Source organism: Streptomyces sp. A5-4, from assembly GCF_051131715.1.
In the GTDB taxonomy this organism is placed as follows: domain Bacteria; phylum Actinomycetota; class Actinomycetes; order Streptomycetales; family Streptomycetaceae; genus Streptomyces.
In genome coordinates, this window is the sequence record NZ_CP178591.1 from 4,272,244 (window position 1) to 4,289,729 (window position 17,486).

14 protein-coding genes and 3 pseudogenes are annotated in these 17,486 nt (G+C 67.6%); 11 read left to right on the plus strand and 6 right to left on the minus strand.

The window, feature by feature from the left end; all coding sequences use genetic code 11:
- Positions 1-18: 18 nt before the first annotated feature.
- Positions 19-1,008 carry an IS4 family transposase gene (locus ACLLJJ_RS19550; RefSeq protein WP_434593129.1) on the plus strand — a complete coding sequence of 330 codons (990 nt, stop codon included), beginning with the start codon at positions 19-21 and terminating at the stop codon, positions 1,006-1,008.
- A 31-nt stretch (positions 1,009-1,039) separates the two neighbouring features.
- Here the strand turns inward: ACLLJJ_RS19550 and ACLLJJ_RS19555 are convergent, their stop codons facing one another.
- Positions 1,040-1,636, minus strand: coding sequence for a hypothetical protein (locus ACLLJJ_RS19555; protein ID WP_434600463.1), 597 nt, complete (start codon positions 1,634-1,636; stop codon positions 1,040-1,042).
- Between the two features lie 147 nt (positions 1,637-1,783).
- Between ACLLJJ_RS19555 and ACLLJJ_RS19560 the strand changes: the two genes are divergently transcribed.
- Positions 1,784-3,652, plus strand: a complete 1,869-nt coding sequence (locus ACLLJJ_RS19560) for a DUF4357 domain-containing protein (protein ID WP_434593132.1) — start codon at positions 1,784-1,786, stop codon at positions 3,650-3,652.
- Entirely contained in the window at positions 3,649-4,863 is a 1,215-nt protein-coding gene (locus ACLLJJ_RS19565) for an McrC family protein (RefSeq protein ID WP_434593135.1), read from the plus strand. Before ACLLJJ_RS19560 ends, ACLLJJ_RS19565 begins: the two co-directional genes overlap by 4 nt.
- A 13-nt stretch (positions 4,864-4,876) precedes the next feature.
- Here ACLLJJ_RS19565 and ACLLJJ_RS19570 read toward each other — a convergent pair whose 3' ends face one another.
- Positions 4,877-6,535: an N-6 DNA methylase gene (locus ACLLJJ_RS19570; RefSeq protein WP_434600464.1), complete on the minus strand. Its 1,659-nt coding sequence runs from the start codon at positions 6,533-6,535 to the stop codon at positions 4,877-4,879.
- Between the two features lie 1,066 nt (positions 6,536-7,601).
- Between ACLLJJ_RS19570 and ACLLJJ_RS19575 the strand changes: the two genes are divergently transcribed.
- Positions 7,602-7,982 (plus strand): hypothetical protein, encoded by a 381-nt coding sequence (locus tag ACLLJJ_RS19575; RefSeq protein ID WP_434593138.1) that lies wholly within the window; start codon positions 7,602-7,604, stop codon positions 7,980-7,982.
- Positions 7,983-8,089: 107 nt separating this feature from the next.
- A pseudogene (locus ACLLJJ_RS19580) lies at positions 8,090-8,212 on the plus strand (haloacid dehalogenase); the annotation flags it as partial.
- On the opposite strand, the gene ACLLJJ_RS19585 reads toward ACLLJJ_RS19580, so the two are convergent.
- Complete coding sequence (locus ACLLJJ_RS19585) at positions 8,202-9,563, minus strand: IS4 family transposase (RefSeq protein WP_434600465.1); 1,362 nt, start codon at positions 9,561-9,563, stop codon at positions 8,202-8,204. The pseudogene ACLLJJ_RS19580 and the gene ACLLJJ_RS19585 sit on opposite strands and share 11 nt — an antisense overlap.
- Before the next feature lie 152 nt (positions 9,564-9,715).
- Here ACLLJJ_RS19585 and ACLLJJ_RS19590 point away from each other — a divergent pair.
- Positions 9,716-10,294 (plus strand): annotated as a pseudogene (locus tag ACLLJJ_RS19590) (HAD family hydrolase); the annotation flags it as partial.
- Here ACLLJJ_RS19590 and ACLLJJ_RS19595 read toward each other — a convergent pair.
- The 3 genes and pseudogenes from ACLLJJ_RS19595 to ACLLJJ_RS19605 form a co-directional block, all read right to left on the minus strand.
- A pseudogene (locus tag ACLLJJ_RS19595) lies at positions 10,275-10,526 on the minus strand (transcriptional regulator); the annotation flags it as partial. The pseudogenes ACLLJJ_RS19590 and ACLLJJ_RS19595 sit on opposite strands and share 20 nt — an antisense overlap.
- 177 nt (positions 10,527-10,703) lie before the next feature.
- Positions 10,704-11,192, minus strand: coding sequence for an NUDIX domain-containing protein (locus tag ACLLJJ_RS19600; RefSeq protein WP_434593141.1), 489 nt, complete (start codon positions 11,190-11,192; stop codon positions 10,704-10,706).
- Positions 11,193-11,234: 42 nt separating this feature from the next.
- Positions 11,235-12,464 (minus strand): helix-turn-helix domain-containing protein, encoded by a 1,230-nt coding sequence (locus ACLLJJ_RS19605; protein ID WP_434593143.1) that lies wholly within the window; start codon positions 12,462-12,464, stop codon positions 11,235-11,237.
- A gap of 151 nt (positions 12,465-12,615) precedes the next feature.
- Here ACLLJJ_RS19605 and ACLLJJ_RS19610 point away from each other — a divergent pair, with 151 nt between their 5' ends.
- The 5 genes from ACLLJJ_RS19610 to ACLLJJ_RS19630 are packed head-to-tail and all read left to right on the plus strand — an operon-like array spanning position 12,616 to position 17,470.
- A complete protein-coding gene (locus ACLLJJ_RS19610) occupies positions 12,616-13,365 on the plus strand; it encodes an HAD family hydrolase (RefSeq protein ID WP_434593146.1) in 750 nt (249 codons plus the stop codon).
- A gap of 20 nt (positions 13,366-13,385) precedes the next feature.
- Positions 13,386-14,363: an alcohol dehydrogenase catalytic domain-containing protein gene (locus ACLLJJ_RS19615; RefSeq protein WP_434600466.1), complete on the plus strand. Its 978-nt coding sequence runs from the start codon at positions 13,386-13,388 to the stop codon at positions 14,361-14,363.
- A 28-nt stretch (positions 14,364-14,391) separates the two neighbouring features.
- A complete protein-coding gene (locus ACLLJJ_RS19620) occupies positions 14,392-15,543 on the plus strand; it encodes a hypothetical protein (RefSeq protein ID WP_434593149.1) in 1,152 nt (383 codons plus the stop codon).
- On the plus strand, positions 15,537-16,457 hold the full coding sequence (locus ACLLJJ_RS19625) for a radical SAM protein (RefSeq protein WP_434593152.1): 921 nt from the start codon (positions 15,537-15,539) through the stop codon (positions 16,455-16,457). The genes ACLLJJ_RS19620 and ACLLJJ_RS19625 overlap by 7 nt, the downstream gene beginning before the upstream one ends.
- Positions 16,454-17,470, plus strand: a complete 1,017-nt coding sequence (locus ACLLJJ_RS19630; protein WP_434593155.1) for a hypothetical protein — start codon at positions 16,454-16,456, stop codon at positions 17,468-17,470. Before ACLLJJ_RS19625 ends, ACLLJJ_RS19630 begins: the two co-directional genes overlap by 4 nt.
- The last annotated feature ends 16 nt before the right edge of the window (positions 17,471-17,486 follow it).

Consider the following 17,486-nt stretch of genomic DNA (forward strand, 5'->3'; position numbering starts at 1 on the left):
AGGTCGCCGAACACCGCGGTGAACGCGGTGTTCGGCCGGACCCGCAATCAGCGGCGGATCGCCGCGTTCCCCCAGGTCCGCCTGGTCGCGCTGATCGAGTGCGGGACCCGGGCGCTGCTCGGGGTGGCGTTCGACATCCGCCGGGTCTGTGAGCAGGACCTGACACGGCGCCTGCTGGACCGGATGCGCCCCGGGATGCTGGTCCTGGCCGACCGGGGATTCCCGGGCTGGCTGCTGTGGGTCGATGCCGCCGCCGGCGGGGCGGATCTGTTGTGGCGGATCTCGGCGGCGGTGCGGCTGGTCCCCGACGAGGTCCTGCCCGACGGCTCCTGGCTCGCGACCCGGCACGCGCACAAGAACATCACGAAAGCCCTGGCGGGGCGGCCCCGGTCGGTACGGATCCGGGTGATCGAGATGGTGGTCGTCATCGAGGCCGCCGACGGGTCACGACGCCATGAGCCCTACCGGCTCATCACCACCTTGCTCGACCCTGCGGCCTTCCCCGCCGGTGAACTGGCCGCACTGTATTCCCAGCGGTGGGAATCCGAGCTCGAATTCCGGGACTTGAAGATCACTCAGCGCGGGGCACGCGCCGTCCTGAGATCGAAGACACCCGCGCTGGTCAACCAGGAGATCTGGGCGTATCTCGTCACCCACCAGGCGATCCGCCGCACGATCAGTTCCACCGCCGCCGGCCACGGGCTCGATGCCGACCGGCTCTCCTTCACTGTCGCCCTGACCGTCGCCCGGGACACCGTGATCCGCACCACGGCGCGGATCGGCACCCACCTCGCCGAGATGACCACGTCGCTGCTGGCGAACCTGCGATCGGCCGAGCGACGCCTGCGGGTCTGCCCCCGGACCGTGAAACGCCCCAGCTCCATCTTCCCCTCGAAACCCGCCGGGCCGGCCAGCCGCAGCACAAAAATCACCGGATACGGGATCGAAATCATCCCACTCGACACAACCCCGCCGACCACCGCGGAGCCCGACAGCCACACGAGATGATCAAGCCAAGCTTCCCGGCATTGGTCTACGGCTACGACCGGACGAGATCCGGCAGCCAGCCGATATGACGCAGTGTCGGCGCAACCCGACTGAGCAGGAAGAACACGACCGGCGTTTCGTCATCGTCCTGCGGGAAGAAGAGAGCGTGCTGAACGGAATCCGTGTCCTGCGGCTCGTCCAGTTCGATGAGCAGCAGGACCGGCCGCTCGAAGGCCACGTCGAGCACCACCCTGGGGCGAGCGGTCAACTCACGCAGATCGTCGAGACCGCACAAGTCGACGAAGTCGGCAGTGGTGAACGTCTTCTTGAAGCTTGGGCGGTCACCGGGGGCAGCGACCCAACCCATGATCCGCAGCTCGCCGTCACGCAACCCCGACTTATGGATACCGGCACGCCGCCGGTTGTGCAGATTGGACAGCGGAGCAGGCATCTCCGGCACGACGGCGGGTTGATACAGGACGAGATCACGCTCCCCGTTGTCCCACCGTGTGTCGTGGATCGTCAGACCGGGCCGGCCGGTCAACTGCACTAGCCACACCCCTGCCGAACCCCTGGACTGTGCACCGGAACATGTGGCCGCGTAGTCCTTCGGCGTCGTGCCGTCCCGTCGCAATGTGAGCTGATCCATGATGGTCACGGCGGCGACTGTGTCCCTCCGCCCGTGGGGTGGCACACCGCGCTCCCCTGGCGGGAGATTATGCGCTTAACTACTCGCAAAAATAGGTTTATTGGGAAAGGTGGCAATGCCTGTGCCGCCCGGAATGGGGGAGCGGACATGACCGAGACCGAAGGCGGGACTCCCGGCTCGGGGGAGCCGCCGCAGTTCCTGCTGCGACTGCCGGGGGCGAGCGGGGTCGATCGGGCACGAGGCGTATTGCTCGACGAGGTGGGGACCAACGGAAGCCGGAAGTTCCGCATCCTGGCAGGCTCGCCCGCCCGGGACCGCGAGATGCCGTCCTTCTCCAAACACTTCTCCGGCACGGCCAGGGTGCGGGAGGTGATGAAGAAGACGGGTGTGCTGTGCCCGTCCACCCGCTGGCCCGGGTGGCTGGAGCTGGCCCAGGACGCCGACTGCGGGTCCCCGTCCTTCGCCGCGGGCGTGCTGGTCGGGGCGCCGCGCAACGGCTGGGTCGACTGGAAAACGGAAGCGGGGGCGCCGCTCTCGGACTTCATGGAGGGGGTCTGGTCGGGCCCTGCCAGGGCCTGGCTCGTACGGGGCTCCAACGTATCCGGGGCCGATCTCGTCCAGAAGCTGTGGCTTCCCGAGGAGCGGGTCTCTCTCGCCGCCCCTCGCCTGCGCCAGGGGATCGGCCAGGGGGCCAGCAAGGAGCGCCTGCGCTCTGTTGTCGAGGAGGACTGGGGCGCCACGGCCACGTACAACCAGAAGCTGGAACTCGTCGAGGAGCTGCACGCGTTCCTGTCCCGGATGAAGCCCGGCGACACCGTGTGCACACTCTCCGGCGGACGGTTCTACGTCGGTGAGGTCACCGGCCCCGCCGAGCAGACCGTCTCCGACAACGGCAGGTCCAATCTGCGGCGGCCCGTCGAGTGGCAGAGCACCGGCCACCCGTACGACGTGCTGCCCGAGGAGATCCAGCAGCGGCTGTCCGTCCAGCACGACGTCGTGGACCTCACCACGGTCCAGCCGCTCATCGAGGGGCTCGGCCTCTCCGACGAGGAGCTGGCCGACGAGGCCGACGCGATAGAGCACGACCCCAGCGGCACGACACCCGCCCTCACGGCCCGCCGAGAGCTGGAACTCCCCGTGCCGGAACAGCACCTCGCCGACGAGCTGCTGGTGCACGACGTGGCCTGGCTGCGGGAGATCCGCGACCTGCTGTGGGACGAACGGCAGGTGATCCTCTATGGCCCGCCCGGAACCGGCAAGACGTACATGGCCCTCAAACTGGCGGAATACCTCGGCGGTGGGCCCGAGCAGGTGAAGCTCGTTCAGTTCCACCCCTCTTACGCCTACGAGGACTTCTTCGAGGGGTTCCGCCCTCGCGAGGACCCGGACACCAGGGAAGTCGCCTTTCGCCTCACCGCCGGCCCGCTGCGCGAACTCGCCGACCTGGCGTCCCGCGAGGGCAACCGGCACATCCCGCACTTCCTGATCATCGACGAGATCAACCGGGCCAACCTGGCCAAGGTCTTCGGCGAGCTGTACTTCCTCCTGGAGTACCGCAACAAGTCGGTCCGACTCACATACTCGGGCGACGACTTCGCGCTCCCGCCGAACCTCTTCGTCATCGGCACGATGAACACCGCCGACCGGTCGATCGCCCTGGTGGACGCGGCGATGCGCAGGCGCTTCGCTTTCGTCGAGCTGTCACCCCGCACCGAGCCCACCAGTGGCCTGCTACGGCGCTGGCTCGACCGGGAGGGGTTCGACACCCGGGCGGCGGACCTTCTGGACGCGCTCAACTCCCGTATCGAAGAGGCGGACTTCCGTATCGGCCCCTCCTACCTGATGAAGAAGGGGGTGCACCGGCAGGGCGGTCTGGAACGCACTTGGCGGACCAAGATCCTGCCGCTGCTGGAGGAGCATCACTACGGGGAGTCCTTCGACATCGAGAAGCGGTACGGCCTCGACGCCCTGGCCCGGTCGATCGGCGACGGCGAATCGTACGCGTCCTCGTCGTGAAGACCGTTGAGTTGACCGAGTACGGACCACCCGTCACCGTGCCTCTTCCGGACGAAGTCGGGCGTTCGCTCGCTGCCTCCAGGATCGTCGAGGCCACCCCCGATCCCTATAGGTCGGGCTGCTGGCGGCTACGCGCCGGCGGCAAGGTTGGCGCAGTGACCCTGAGGTCACCGGCGCACGATCCCGTCACTCTCCGCATCGCCCCCAAGGTGCCGGTGGCGCGGCTGTTCTTCCTCATCGGCTACGCATCCAACCCCCACATCCACCGGGACGGGGAGGTGAGCATTGCCGTGCAGGACGAGCTGCTTCCCGCGCTGGCGCAGGGATTCGAGAGATCTCTCGAACGTGCCCTGCGGCAGGGAGTGCTGCAGGGATACCGGCACACGGAAGAGGCCGCGCCGGTTGTTCGCGGACGTATCAGGGAGGCGGATCAGGTCCGGCGGCACCATGGGCGGCCATTCCCGGTCGAGGTCGCCTACGACGACTACGGCACCGACATCGCGGAGAATCGGCTGCTGCGCGCTGCCACGGAGCGGCTGCTGACCCTGCCCAGGGTGCCCGACAGCGTACGCCGTCGGCTGCGCCACCACCGTGGTCGGTTGCTGGAGGCGCAGTCGTTGATCCCCGGCAGCCGTGATCTGCCGCAGTGGAGGGCGAGCCGGCTCAACCTCCGCTACCAGCCGGCGCTACGGCTGGCCGAGAAGGTGCTGCGTGGCTTGTCCGTCGAGCACCTGGACGGCCGGATCACCATCGACGGGTACCTCTTCGACACGCACAAGATCTTTGAGGACTTCGTCTGCACCGCTCTTCGCGAGGCGCTGGCGGAATATGGTGGGCGCAGCGCCCTACAGGCGCGGGGCGTATACCTCGACGAGGCTGGTGCAGTTCGGATGCGTCCGGATCTGGTCTGGTACGGGGACCACGGGGGCCCACGAGCCGTCGCGGACGCCAAATATAAGGCGGAGAAGCCCGAAGGGTTCCCGGACGCGGATCTCTATCAGATGCTTGCCTACTGCACGGCGCTCGGCCTCTCCGACGGCCACCTCGTCTATGCGAGAGGCTACGAGCCGAGCGCGACGCACCGGGTGCGGCATGCGGGAATCCGCATCCACCAGCATGCTCTGGCCCTGGATCAGCCGCCACAAGCGCTGCTAGCTGCGATCGCGGACATTGCTCACTCGATGGCCGAAGGCACGGTTACGACGCGGTAGGCCGAGGGGCCCCTCAATCATCTACCCCAGGAGGCAGAAGGGCCCCGTTGGTGAGGCCGTCACGGGCAAGAGCGCTGGCTTGCTCTGCCAGTCGGGCCACTTCGCCGATGTGTTTCTCGAATTCTTTGAGCGCGTGGAAGGCGGCACCATAACGGCGTTGTGCCTCCACGGCCATCTGCGGGATGCGCGCCCCTTTGACATCGAGTCGATAGGAGCCACTGCTGCTCGTCGAGCGACGGTTGTTAGACGTGCTACGCAAGAACCCTTGTAGATACTCGGTGTCCAACTGATCGCTGGTGGACGTTGGTTCAGTCTCGGCGATGTCGACGAGCCCGGCGCGGGAGAGATCGGCCAGACTGATGGTCGCGCCGTCCAGGGTCCCGGGTCCTTCGCCCGCGACAAGCGTGGGCAGCAAAGCGGTCAACTGCTTGAGCCGCACTTCGATGCTCCCCTGCAGGGCCCGGTACTCGGCGGGGAAGTCCTCTCGTGAAGCGCTCACATGGGTGCTCGGCGTGAGGTCGACGGAGTCGTTGAGGAGATCGATCAGCGGTACGTCGACGATCTGCTCGGCTCTCGGCTCCATGAGGCCATCGGGCGCATTGGCGGTGAGGTCCACCATCCGAACCGAAGCAGCACTGCCGGAGGAACCACTTGGGCGGCGCAGTGTCCACAGGTGCACCGGCTGAGCGTGCGTCGCCACCATGCCGGGCGGTAGTGCGACGACATCCGTCAGGATGCCTCGGCGGACGATCTCGGCCCGGATGCGTCTGCCGGCCTTGCGGTGGGCCACGGAAGCGGGCATAACGACGAGCGCGCGGCCACCGGGTGCCGTGTGGGCGTAGCAGTGTTGCAGCCAGGCCAGATCCCCCTCCGCCTTGGAAGGTGTACCCAGTTCCCAACGGGCGTCGAGGAGCAGCTCCTCCCGACCCCAGTCGGGGCCGGCGGCAGGGGGGTCGCACAGGACGAGGTCGGCCCGCAGCTGAGGCCAGAGGTCCTCGCGGAGGGAATCCCCGGTCTCGACGACGGTGTCCCGCGATCCGGCGAGCTCGGCTCGCGCCTGGGCTAGTTCTCCAGCTGCTGGATCGATCTCCTGGCCTCGTCGCACCGGTCCTTCGGCCGGTCCGACGGAGAGGAGGAGCGTCCCGATACCGCAGGCCGGATCCAAAATGACGAAGTCGTCGCGTAGTGGCCCCGCGAAGTGGGCTACGGCCTTGACGAGCCGCGACGACGTGACTTGGTCGGAACCGGCACGCCGCGAGGAGTCCAGGAAACGCTCGACCAGCTGGTCGATGGTGTCGGCGGCTGACTCCTTGGCCGCCAGCCTCGCCGCCAGCTCAGTAAGGCTGTCATCCAGCGCGGAGGCGTCATCGTGTGCGAGGAAGCGGGCAACGCCCGCGATGCCCGCGACTATGTCGTTGCCGAAGGCCCCCCGCAGCGCTTGCCACAGGCGGACATTGTCCGAAAGGTCGTTGCCTTTCTGCTGCTTGGCCAGCCAGGAACGGACCTCGGCCAGCGAGAAGAGGGGCGTGCTCGCTCCGCCGTCGGCGGGTGCCGGGAAGTCGCTGTACCGCCGTCTCCAGTTGGAGACAGCGGCACGCGTCACCCCCGCCAGCCTGGCAATCTCTGCACCGGTGATCAGTGATTCGGAAGCCGGGGTAGTCAATTCCTTCATACCTCCACCGTACACGCAGTCGCGTTGAAATCCCATGAGCTATGCGTTGGCGTCGTCAACAGCTTTGTCGGCCACTCTCAGCTTCGATGTGCTCAACCCGCTCTACTCCCGCTTTGGAGGGAGGCGTGTGAGTTGCATTTTGGAGGCGCTCGGCTCGTCCGAGCTGTGCACAGGTGCGTAAGACGGCGGTGCGCTCCATGGACACGCAGAAGCTGGTTGCGACTCCGAGGATCTTGAGAACCGCTGACGGGGCCTCCCGGTAATCGCCGGCGGGAGGTTGCTGTGCGGAGGGGGCCATGGGCCTTTCGACCCTCGGAGAGGGTTCGGACAGCCCTGCGAACGCGCGGGCCTCGTTGGCCTGTTCCTCGAGTTTCTTCCCGCGCTGGCGATTGGCGTCAGAAGCGCGGGTTCTCGACTGCAGCGTCGATCACCTCGGTCCCTTCCGTCAGCCGAGCGAGCGCTTCCGCGTACTCGGCGGTGTCGCGCAGGATGTGTTTGACCTTATCGATCCGCTCCTCGGGCGTTTGGGGTGTAGGGGCATGAGATTCCGTGCGCGCAGCGCTTCGTCCTGAGTCCAGGGCTCTTCAGGGTCGGTCGGGTTGGGCGTTCCTCGCAGATCATGCGGAACCGTTCAGGGTCGGCGGCGAGACGCGCGTGTACGGACCAGGAGGCGCCTCCCGCGCATGGCGGCCGGCCATGCGCGGGAGACGCACCGGTAGCGGAGGGATGGCACTGACCATGGCAGCCTCCAGGTGTCTTGTCCGGACCGGCCGGGAAGCGCTGGAGGGCCGCTGGTCTTGCGGTCACGGCGCCGGGGTATTCGGCCGCTGTTCCAAAGACATCGTGGCGTTCCGCAGCAAGCGAAGGGGGCGTACTGGCTGCGGATAGAGGCACTGATGTTCGCTGTCGCGTGCCTGTCCAACCGTGCAAGCGCCGGGTAGTGCCGTAGGGCGTTGTGACGTGGTCGTGCGTTCATCTCCGAGGCTGAAGGGCTGCTCGTCACCCTCAGGGGTGGTCGAGGGCAGCGTGGCTGAGTTCGACTGCGCGTGGTCCGTAGCCTCGCTACATGAGCGCCGATCATGAGTGCTGCGGGGTCCCCTTGGAGCGCTACCAATTGTCTCGGGCGGATCACCGTCGACAACAAGAAGCCGTGGGTGTCGCGGCGTGGGTCGCGGAGCAGGTCGCCAAGGCCCCGCGCATGAGTGACGAACAATTGGAGACCGTCATGGAGCTGCTCCGTGAACCGGGGCCTCCCGTGGAGGAGATGACCTGGCGGGTGCGGCTCTACTGCGGTCATATTCGGGAGGTCACGAGCCCGCGGAGCTGGTTACGTCCGTATCAGGGCGTTTCCGGTCAGGAACCTTGCGTCGACCGTGGCCTTGATCCTGCGACCATCGTTGCGTTCGAACCGCTGGCATCCGACTCGGGTCCGGGGAAGCTGGCCTGACCGCCCTGGTCTGCGGTCCCATGGCCTGCAATCAGCAGCGTTCTGGAAGAGAAGCTGCCAGCCGAACTGACCGCGCCCCAGGCACTCCGGAGACTAACCTGCGGAACATGATTCGTGCGGTGGTGTTCGACGTGGGCGAGTGTCTTATTGACGAGACCCGGGAGTACGGGACCTGGGCGGACTGGCTGGGGGTGCCGCGGCATACCAACACCGTTGCGTTTACCTCCGTGAGCGGTTCGCAAGCCCGTGTTCGAAGAACGTGACGGTGGTGTGGACGGTGTAGTGCTGGCTGGTCGTGGGGTGTTGTCCGGCGTTCGGTCCGTACTTGCTGGTGGGGTTCTTGCGGGTGCGGGCCTTGACGCGGTGTCGGTGGCGGGCGGGGTGAAGAGCGTCGAGGACGGCCCGGCCGATGGTGCCGATGAGCTCGGCGGGACCCGCCGGGGGCAGGATTGCGGTCGCGGTGGTGACGGTGTCGGCGGCGGTGGTCTGCAGGACGGTGAAGCTGATGCGGTCCATGTCCAGGCCGGGCCGGGTGCAGGCGGTGTCGGCGGCGGCGCGGATCAGGGCCTGGTAGGTGGTGAGCAGGGCGTAGACCTCCTGGTCGAGGCCGGTCAGGCTGCGGGAGCGCAGGACACGGCCGTCCAGCATCGTTGCCTTGATCGAGAAATACGTCGTCTCCGACTGCCACCGCTCGTGGTAGAGATCCACGAGCCCGGCGGCTGGGTGGGCGGCCGGGTCGAGGAGAGTGGTGAGCAGGCGCCACTGCTCGGTGCGGACGGTGCCATCGGCCAGGGTCACGGTGACGGACGCCTCGATGACGCGGACGGTCAGCATGACGGGCAGGACGCCGTAGCCGATCCGGGCCAGGTAGGAGCCGTCGCCCAGGTGCCGGAAGGGGGTGGGTATCCGGCGGGCGGAGGAGCGCACCAGGAACTGGGCGCCGGTGGCCTGGACGTCCCGGACGAACTCGTTCGCATCGAAGCCGGCATCGGCCAGCAGGAGCATCGTGCGGTCCAGCACACTCAACAGGCGTCCCGCGTAGGTGAGTTCGCCGTCACTCTCGGGGCCGAACGCAGCGGCCAGCACGGCACGGGTGCCACACTCGACCAGGACCACGAGTCGCAGCAGCGGGTAGCCGAACTCCACACTCTCGCCCGCTCGTTTGGGATAGCGCCAGGTGAGCGCCTCCTCATCCGGTACGTGCAGCAAGGTGCCGTCCACGGCCACGGTCCGAAGCCCTCGATAGAACGAACCGGCCTGCCCGAGATGGGCGACGGGTCCGGCGAGAACCTCGAACAGCCGCCGCAGCGGCGCCGCCCCTATCCGCCGCCGGGCCCTGGACAGCGAGGAGACCGCCGGACGCACCAACGGCAGTCCCTCCAGCCCCGCCGTCAGCTTGCCCCACACACCCCGATAGGAACAGTCCTCGAACAGAGCCAGCGCGAGGACGAAGTAGACCACGACCCGGGACGGCAGCAGCCGCAGTCGCCTCTCCCGTGACCCGGTCTCCTCAATCACCGCGTCCACCAGCACGAAGTCCACGATCTGGGTCAACTCGCCCAAGTGACCCGGCGCGTACACACCCCCGGCCGCCTCGACCGTACGCGTGATGACAGACTTCTCCTGCAACGGGACGCCCGATGATCTTCTTGCTCGACACAAGCTGATCTATCAGGACGTCCCGTTGCGCCATTCCCCAGGGCTTGACCTGCGACTCTAGACGCAAACGCAACGGTGTTGCGCGGCATACCTTCGCGGCAATGTTCGGAGCGGTCATCGCGCAGGGGCGCGACTATCGCGAGACGTTTCAGGAGTTCCGGCCGGAGTTCGACCTGACCGAAGAGCGCGAGAAGCGTGCGGCGGCCGGGAAGCCGGAATGGTTCGGCGAGGATGATCTGTATCCGGACGTGCGGCCCACGCTGGCCGCACTGCGGGAGGTTGGGCTGTGGGTGGGCATCGCGGGGAATCAGACCGTGCGGGCCGGCGGCCTGCTGCGGGGGCTGGACCTTCCCTCCGACCTGATTGCCACCAGTGACGACTGGGGAGCGTCGAAGCCGGACGTGAAGTTCTTCGAGCACGTAATCGAGGCAACGCCTGCCGAGCCGGGCGAGATCCTGTACGTCGGTGACCGGCTCGACAACGACATCCGCCCGGCCGTTCAGGCGCGGCTTCTGACGGCCCTGATTCGGCGCGGGCCGTGGGGCACGATTCAGCAGCGTGATCCGGATGCGGACTCGATCACTACGATGCGCATCGACTCGCTCGCGGAGCTGCCGGAGAAGATCGCCAAGTTCAACGCTGAAGAGCGCTGATCGTCGTACCCCAGTTGTAGAGACGATCGTCGAGGTCCCGTACGCACCGCTCGTTCTGCCACGGAGCGAGAGTGTGCCGGACCTCGCGGATGCGGTCCATACCCGTGGCGTACCAGGTGATGGCGAGCTGGTCGAGGGCTTGGACGGCGTACCGGCATGCCGCCTCCGGGCGGTTGTCCGCAGCTTCAACCGCTGCGAGATCGCCGAGGACGACGGTGCGCTGCTTGTCCGACTCGGGTGTCGCCGCTGTCCGGGATGAGTTTCTCGCGCGCATCCAGGATGTCGTACCGGGGGCACGCAACGCCTGATCCCGCGCCCCCGGCGGGACACAATCGAGGAGGATGCTCGCCGTGGCCAGCCAAGCGATGTAAAGGCCGGAGGCTGGTCGCAAGGGAGTGTGTACGCGCCTCTACTGGATGCTGTCAGCTCCCGGGAACGCCCCGTGCTCCAGGTAAACCGTCTCGTCGCGCTCCCGCGCTCGGACGGCCTGCTCGATCCGGCGGGCCAGGCGCGGGATGGTCAGTTTCGCGATCTCAGAGACCGGGTGGAAGGCGACCGCCTTGATCTCGCCGTCCTTGAAGATCATGCGATCCAGTGCGGCTTGGTCCAGCACTCCGCCGTCGAACAGGTAGAGGATCTTGTCGCCCTCCGTGTCCGACGGGGCCCAGTCCATCGCGAGGAGTCGGCCTATCGGCGGGGCGATGTCGAGTTCTTCGCGCAACTCGCGGACGCACGTCTGGAGCGGCGATTCCCCCTGCTCGACGTACCCGCCTGGGATGTCGCGATAGTCCTTGTAGGTCGGCTCGACCAGTAGCACGTGTCCGGCCTCGTTGAAGAACAGTGCTCCGGCCGCCATGAGGGGTGTGGCCTTGCCTGCCAGGAATTCGCTGCGGTCCATGCAGGGCACCCTATCGATTCGTCTCCGAGCAGCCGGTGCTGTTCAGGTCACGACGTGGAGCCGGTGGGCGAGCGCGGTGAGGTTGCTGCCAGGTCGAGCTCGGGAGTTGCGTATCCAGCGCAGAACCAGCTCCCGGCTCATGGTGTGGTGCCGGATCTGCTCGGGTGCGATGGACTCGGCCCGGAGCAGTATCTCCAGGGCTTCGTCTCCCCGGTTGCGAGCGGCGAGGGCTCGGGCGACTTCGAGGTCGTGGCGTACCTGCCGCTCGACGGGGAGGCCAGTGGTGTCCACGCGTCGGCCGAGGTCGGCAGCGATCTGGTGGTCGCCCAGCTCGCCGGCGGTGGCCACCGTGTGGATGGCGACATTGGTGGGGCCGAACGCGGTCCAGAGTTCATTGCCGTCCGTGCCGAGACGCTGAGCGGCCTGATCGGCTCGGCTCAGGATGTCGCGTACGGCACTTCGGTCTCCGGCGCGGGCTGCCGCCATCGCGCCGGCCAAGTGCAGCGCGCCGTACACGGACACCTGCTGCCGGGAGGATTCCGACTCCATCGGCCGGAGCAGCGTCTCGGCGTCCTCCAGCAGGTTCAGGGCCGCATCGAACCGGCCGGTTGAGTTGAGACAGTGCATCACCGACCTCAGCAGCGACCCGGTCACAGCGAGATCCCCGCTCTGCTGAGCGGCGGCCAACCCGCGGTCCGCAGCCATCCAGGCGAGCTCGGCCTCTCCTACTTTCCCCAGGACCTGGGCCGTTGCCTGGTAGGCGAGCGCCAGGAGGCGTTGGGCCTCGTCGTGACCTGTGCCCTGATGGGAGCGGGTGGCGGCGACTGCGCTTGCCAGCAAACCGGGGAGGCGGTCGGCCACCCACCCGTACCGGGCGGACTGGTAGCCGTCCATGGAGGCGGCTATGTCTTGGCGAAGCTCCCCGAGCTCGATCGGCTCGCCCTCCTGCCAGCCGAGGGCGAATAAAGGGGTAAGCATGCGGTAGTCCATGAGGGCGGCCCGTAGGGCGGGTAGGGCGCGCCGACCAGTGTCGGCGCCCCAGTCCACGAGCGTCGGTTCACCCAGCAAGTCTCCGACCGACACTCCGAGGGCATCGGCGAGGGCCTGAATGACGGATAGCCGGTCGAGCTCGATGCGGTTGTTCTCCGCTTTGCTCAGCCAGTCCGTGGTCCTGCCCACGAGCCCGGCCAGTACGTCTTGGGACAGGCCGCGCCGTCGCCGGTACCACGCGACCCGCTCGCCGATGGTCAAGGTGTCACTGATTCCGCGCATGGCCAGATCCTCTCCGTCCTGACTCGGACGACCCCGGAAGGATTTTCCGGGGTGCGCTCGCAGGACGCCTCTACGGTCACAGCAACCCAATTAACCCGTCTTCATCTTCGCCGAGTTGACGGTCCGGCTTACGTGATGACTGGGAGGCGTCGTGTCCACCGCACCTCGTACGAGCAACGACCGCACTGACCGCACCCATGCTGCGGCGTACGGGTGCGAAGCTGTGATCTTCGATCTGTTCGGCACGCTCGTACCGGCGCCCAGCGAAGCCGAACGTCGTTCCGCTGTAGGTGAGTTCGCGGCCGCCATGGATGTCGGCGTTGCCATGGTCGACTCGGTCCTGGGCTTCAGCTGGCGTGCACGTCATGACGGCCAACTTCAGTCGGTCGGACAAGTCGCCGCCTATCTGGTGACACGGTGTGGCGCGACCAGCGCACGCGTGAGCGACGTGGAAGGGGTTCTTCGACGCCTGGCCAGGGCTCGGTTGCGGGCAGACCGCTCCGTACTCCTGGCGCTGGACACGCTCCAGCGGGGCGGAGTCCGGCTGGCGCTGCTCAGCGACGCCTCTCCGGAGATTGCCGAATGCTGGGGGAGGACGCAGTGGGCACCCTACTTTCCCACGGCGATATTCAGTTGCGAAGAAGGTGCGATCAAGCCGGATCCCGGGCTCTACGCACGGGCGTTGGAGCAGGTCGGGGCCCCCGCTCAGAGCAGTGTCTACTGCGGGGACGGGGGCGGCGATGAGCTCAATGGTGCGGAGCGGGCCGGACTGCGAGCGCTGCGCGTGGCGCGCCGGGGTGGCCCGGACAGCCTCGTCTTCGGGGAGGCGTCCTGGCGCGGAGGCTGTGTGACGGCCGTGGAGGCCGTGCCGGCCGCGCTGACCGCGAGGCGGGACCGATGAACCCGGTACGCGCCTGGACCATGCACGGGAGCTCATTGCGCCTGGCGGCTGCTCCGAGATCCTCCGATACCGACGGCACCACGCTGATCAGCGTCCGGTACGCAGGGCTCTGTGGGAGCGACCTTCCCAAGCTCTACCCGTCATGGCGCGGCCCGGTACCGAGTCCGTGGTTTCCCGGGCACGAGATCGTCGGCACTGTCGCCCGGACCGTCGACTGGGTCTGCGTCGACCCGCTGATTGGTTGCCGGTCGTGCGGCGCATGCGCCGATGGCCACGTGCACCTCTGCCAGCGGTTGCGCCGTGTCGGCTGGGATCTTCCGGGTGGGCTCGCCGAGGCGGTCCGCGTGCCGTCCTCCAGCGTCGTCCGGCTCCCTGCTCTACGCGACCCGGCGCACGGGGTACTGGCCGACGCCATGGCGGTGGCCTTGCACGGTGTGCGCTGCGGCCTGCCCATGCGCCCGCGCCGATTGGGCCTCATCGGGACCGGCGCCGTCGCCGTGTGCACGGCAGTCTGTGCCGTTCGGGCCGGGTGGGACGTACACATCACCGCTCGGTCCGTCGAGCGTCGCGACCAACTGGGCCAGGCCCTCGGTGACGTTCCCGTCACCGTGCACCAAGGCACACTGCCGCCGTGTGACGCCGTGGTGGACGCCGCCTCCGGACAGGATGATGCCCCGTTGCGTCAGGCCCTGTCGTGCGTCCGGGACGGCGGCACCGTCGTCGTACAGACCGCTTACGCGCCGCAGGTCGCGCTGTCTCTTCCGCTTCGTGATGTGTTCCGCCGGTCGATCACCGTTCGCGGCTCCTACTCGTACTGCCGCGCGAACGGCGGGGACGACTTCCGTGACGCTCTGACCCTCCTGACTGGTGGTGGCGCGTGGGCCGACCGGCTCACCCAAGATCGCTACCCATTTCTGGACCTGCTGCGAGCGTTGTCCGATCTCCGTGGCACGGATAGGCACCGACCGCTGAAGGCCCTGCTCACTGTCGACTCCTGACCGATCCGATCCGACTGGAGTGCTCACCGTGGTCCTGCAGATTCCATCAATCGTCCACAAGATCAATTCGCCTGGAGATATCGATCCCCGCGATGTCCATGAAGGCGTCCTCGGCGTCCTCGGCCTTCCCGCCGGCCATACGCGAGACGTGATGTTGGGGAGCGTCCTGACCGGCCTGCTCTTACGCGGCCCGAAAATCGCCGAAGTCGAAGCCGCCGTCCGAGCCGCCACTTGCCTGGACCGGGACGGCTGGGAATACTGCCTGCCACCTGTAGGCGTGCGGCTCGTGGGTTACACCGGCAGTGGAAAGAAGACTTTCAAGACCTTCAATCTCAGCTCGGCCGCCGCTTTCGTCGCCGCCACTGGTGGCGCTCACATAGCCAAACTCGGCTCGCGCAGCGCCTCTTCCAAGACCGGCTCGCGGGACTTCATGGAGCTGGTGGGCGCAGCTTGTGACGCGGTGCCGCACGACGAGATGGTCGGCATCGCCGCCGAGTGCGGGTTCGGTTTCTTCTCCATCGAGCACCGGGTGCCCAAGTTCGACAGTCGCTACGGCGGGCGGTTCCACGCCGTGCACGCGCTCAGCCTCGCCTTCCCCGCTCTCCTCAGCCCGGTCGTCTGCTCCTCGTACGTGTACGGGCTCTCGCACCCCGCCGTCGACGTCTCCGCTCAGCTCCTCTCCCGGCTCGGGCTGGCGGACGTGACCGTCATCAATTCGTCCACCGACGCTGCCATGCACGTCGACGAACTTCTGCCCGGCGCAACGGTGCGCACCAGCCGCATCCGTGACGGCCGCGCCGATCCGTCCCTCTGCCGGGACGTAAGCCTCGCTGCGGCAGCCATGTCGGGAGACCTGTGCTCGATCGCCCAGCGGCCCGATCCCCACTTGAACGTCGCCGCTGCTGTCAGCGTTCTGGCCGGGCACGGCAGCTCAGCGGCCCGCAACGCCGTAGCCCTCAACGCGGCCCTGCTCATGGTGGCCGGTCGGGCCGCACCGAACCTGCAGGCCGGGCTCGCCTCCGCGCAGAGCATCATGCGCACCGACGCGGCCCTCGGCACCTTGCGGCGCTTCGTCCGGCTCACCGGTGGCTCCCCGCACACGGTTGAGGCACTCCTGCCGACGCCTCGGCATGTGGGCACGTCCGCCCGGATGTCACGCACGGCGGAAATCTCATGCTGACCCGCGACGAACTGGGCATCGTCCACCTGGTCCTCAACACCGACTGCAATGCCTGGGACCTGGCCCCCACCGTCACCTCCCCTGGCGTGTGCCGCTTCTGCTACCGGGAGCGAAACCGGGTCACCACTACGCCCGCAGTCATCGCCCGGGTCGTCGACCGGATCCGAAGCGAATCCTCGGCGCACCGGATCGTCTTCACCGGCGGTGACCCGGTGATGCCGTACGACAACCACCTTGAGCCCGCCCTCCAGCACGCCCACAGCAGCGGCTTCGACACGAACCTGCATACCAACGGTCTTCTCCTCAAGGACCGCTACCCCGGCTTGCGTGAGAACGTCACCGTTTACTCCCTGGCCGTCGACGGCCCTGATGCGGAGATCGCTGATTGGTTCCGCGGCCAGGGCTACTTCGACCGGTTCCAGGCCAACATGACCATGCTCGTCGCCGACCGCCGGCGGCTGGCCTTCAACACCTTCACCACGGCTGCCTCCCTCGCAGGACTCCTACGTCTCGGCCGGCAGATCGCCGACTACGCCCGAGTCACCCCGGTCGAATACTGGCTGATCTCCCAGTACAGGCCGATCGGCCGGGCGAATTCCCGCAAGGCCGGCATCTACGAATTCAGTCGCGAAGACTTCGTCCAGGCGGTGAACGACGTCCGCGACGTCGTTCCGGACCTGCCGGTCTACGCGCAGCCCACCCGTGAGCCGGACGACGCCTATCCCTTCCGCGTCTGGGTTCTGGGCGATGGCACGGTCACCGCCGACCTGGGCAGCGTCGCCGCCCCCCGCAACGCCGAGCTCGGCAACCTCCTGACCGACGGCTTCGAGCCGCTCGTCCGCCAAGCCTTCGCCCTCCGCGAGGCCGATCCCTTCTGTTCCACGCCGACCACACCCCGGGAGACGTCCGCATGAAGTTCGACACGGCTTACTACGACAACGTCATCGACCAGCACCGGTACGAGCGTCTCGGTCTGGGCGCCATCGACTTCGAACTGGCTGGGCTGAGCCCGGATGACCTCCGCACCAAGTGGATGTGTCACACCGGCGCCCTCGACTTCGCCGAGGCTGTGGCGGTCGGCAAGCCCGCCATCGTCACCACGGGCGTCGGCCTCGGCGGCCCGCCGCACGCCGGCACCGTTTTCCAGATCCTGCGCGCCGTCAAGCTCCAGCAGCAGGGCCTCGACGTGCAGATCGTGCTCGGCGACCTTGACTCGTACAACGCCCGCCGTACCCCGCTGGACCAGGTGCGCCGCACCGCCGATCAGTACGAAGAGTTCGTCCGCCGCCTCGGCTTCGACGAGCAGCGCGGCGTACTTCGTCGCCAGGAGGGCCACACCGATGTCCTGGCCACTGCCTTCCTCCTCTCCCGCCACCTAGAAGACGAGGACTTCCAATGGGCGGAGGAGGACCTCTCCGGTCTCTACCGCAGCCACGGCGTCTTCGACGGCCTCACCTACGGCATGAAGCAGGCCACGCTCCTCATGTCCGCCGACTTCGTACAGCTGCTGACCGAGGGCCGGCACGTCCTGGTCTCGCTCGGCGTCGACGAGCACAAGTACGTGACCCTCGCTCGACGCGGGGCCGCACGCTGGGGCCTGCCCGCCCACCACCTGTCCGGCATCTACACCAAGATGATCCCCGGCCTCGGGGGGCTGCCGAAGATGAGCAAGAGCATCCCCGGCTCCGGTCTCGACGCGTCAATGCCGGCCGACGACCTCCGGGCACTCATCACGGCCGACAGGGACACGTCCCGTGAGGACGAGGGATCGGCCCTGCTTCAGATGTATGCGTGTCTGCCCGAGGTGGACGGCACCTCTTACGACCGCGCTGCTGCGGCCCGCAGGAGCGGCTCCCCCGAGTGGCAAGTGCTGCGCGAGGAACTCGTCGAACGCCTGCTCAGCATCTTCTCCCACTGGCCGAAGTGACGGACGGAGCCCTGAC

What these genes read in the sequence shown, in the direction of transcription:
- ACLLJJ_RS19605 (WP_434593143.1), bottom strand. Translation starts at nt 12,464, where the DNA reads ATGCGCGGAATCAGTGACACCTTGACCATCGGCGAGCGGGTCGCGTGG.
- ACLLJJ_RS19625 (WP_434593152.1), top strand. Translation starts at nt 15,537, where the DNA reads ATGCTGACCCGCGACGAACTGGGCATCGTCCACCTGGTCCTCAACACC.
- ACLLJJ_RS19555 (WP_434600463.1), bottom strand. Translation starts at nt 1,636, where the DNA reads ATGGATCAGCTCACATTGCGACGGGACGGCACGACGCCGAAGGACTAC.
- ACLLJJ_RS19560 (WP_434593132.1), top strand. Translation starts at nt 1,784, where the DNA reads ATGACCGAGACCGAAGGCGGGACTCCCGGCTCGGGGGAGCCGCCGCAG.
- ACLLJJ_RS19575 (WP_434593138.1), top strand. Translation starts at nt 7,602, where the DNA reads ATGAGCGCCGATCATGAGTGCTGCGGGGTCCCCTTGGAGCGCTACCAA.
- ACLLJJ_RS19570 (WP_434600464.1), bottom strand. Translation starts at nt 6,535, where the DNA reads ATGAAGGAATTGACTACCCCGGCTTCCGAATCACTGATCACCGGTGCA.
- ACLLJJ_RS19630 (WP_434593155.1), top strand. Translation starts at nt 16,454, where the DNA reads ATGAAGTTCGACACGGCTTACTACGACAACGTCATCGACCAGCACCGG.
- ACLLJJ_RS19600 (WP_434593141.1), bottom strand. Translation starts at nt 11,192, where the DNA reads ATGGACCGCAGCGAATTCCTGGCAGGCAAGGCCACACCCCTCATGGCG.
- ACLLJJ_RS19615 (WP_434600466.1), top strand. Translation starts at nt 13,386, where the DNA reads ATGCACGGGAGCTCATTGCGCCTGGCGGCTGCTCCGAGATCCTCCGAT.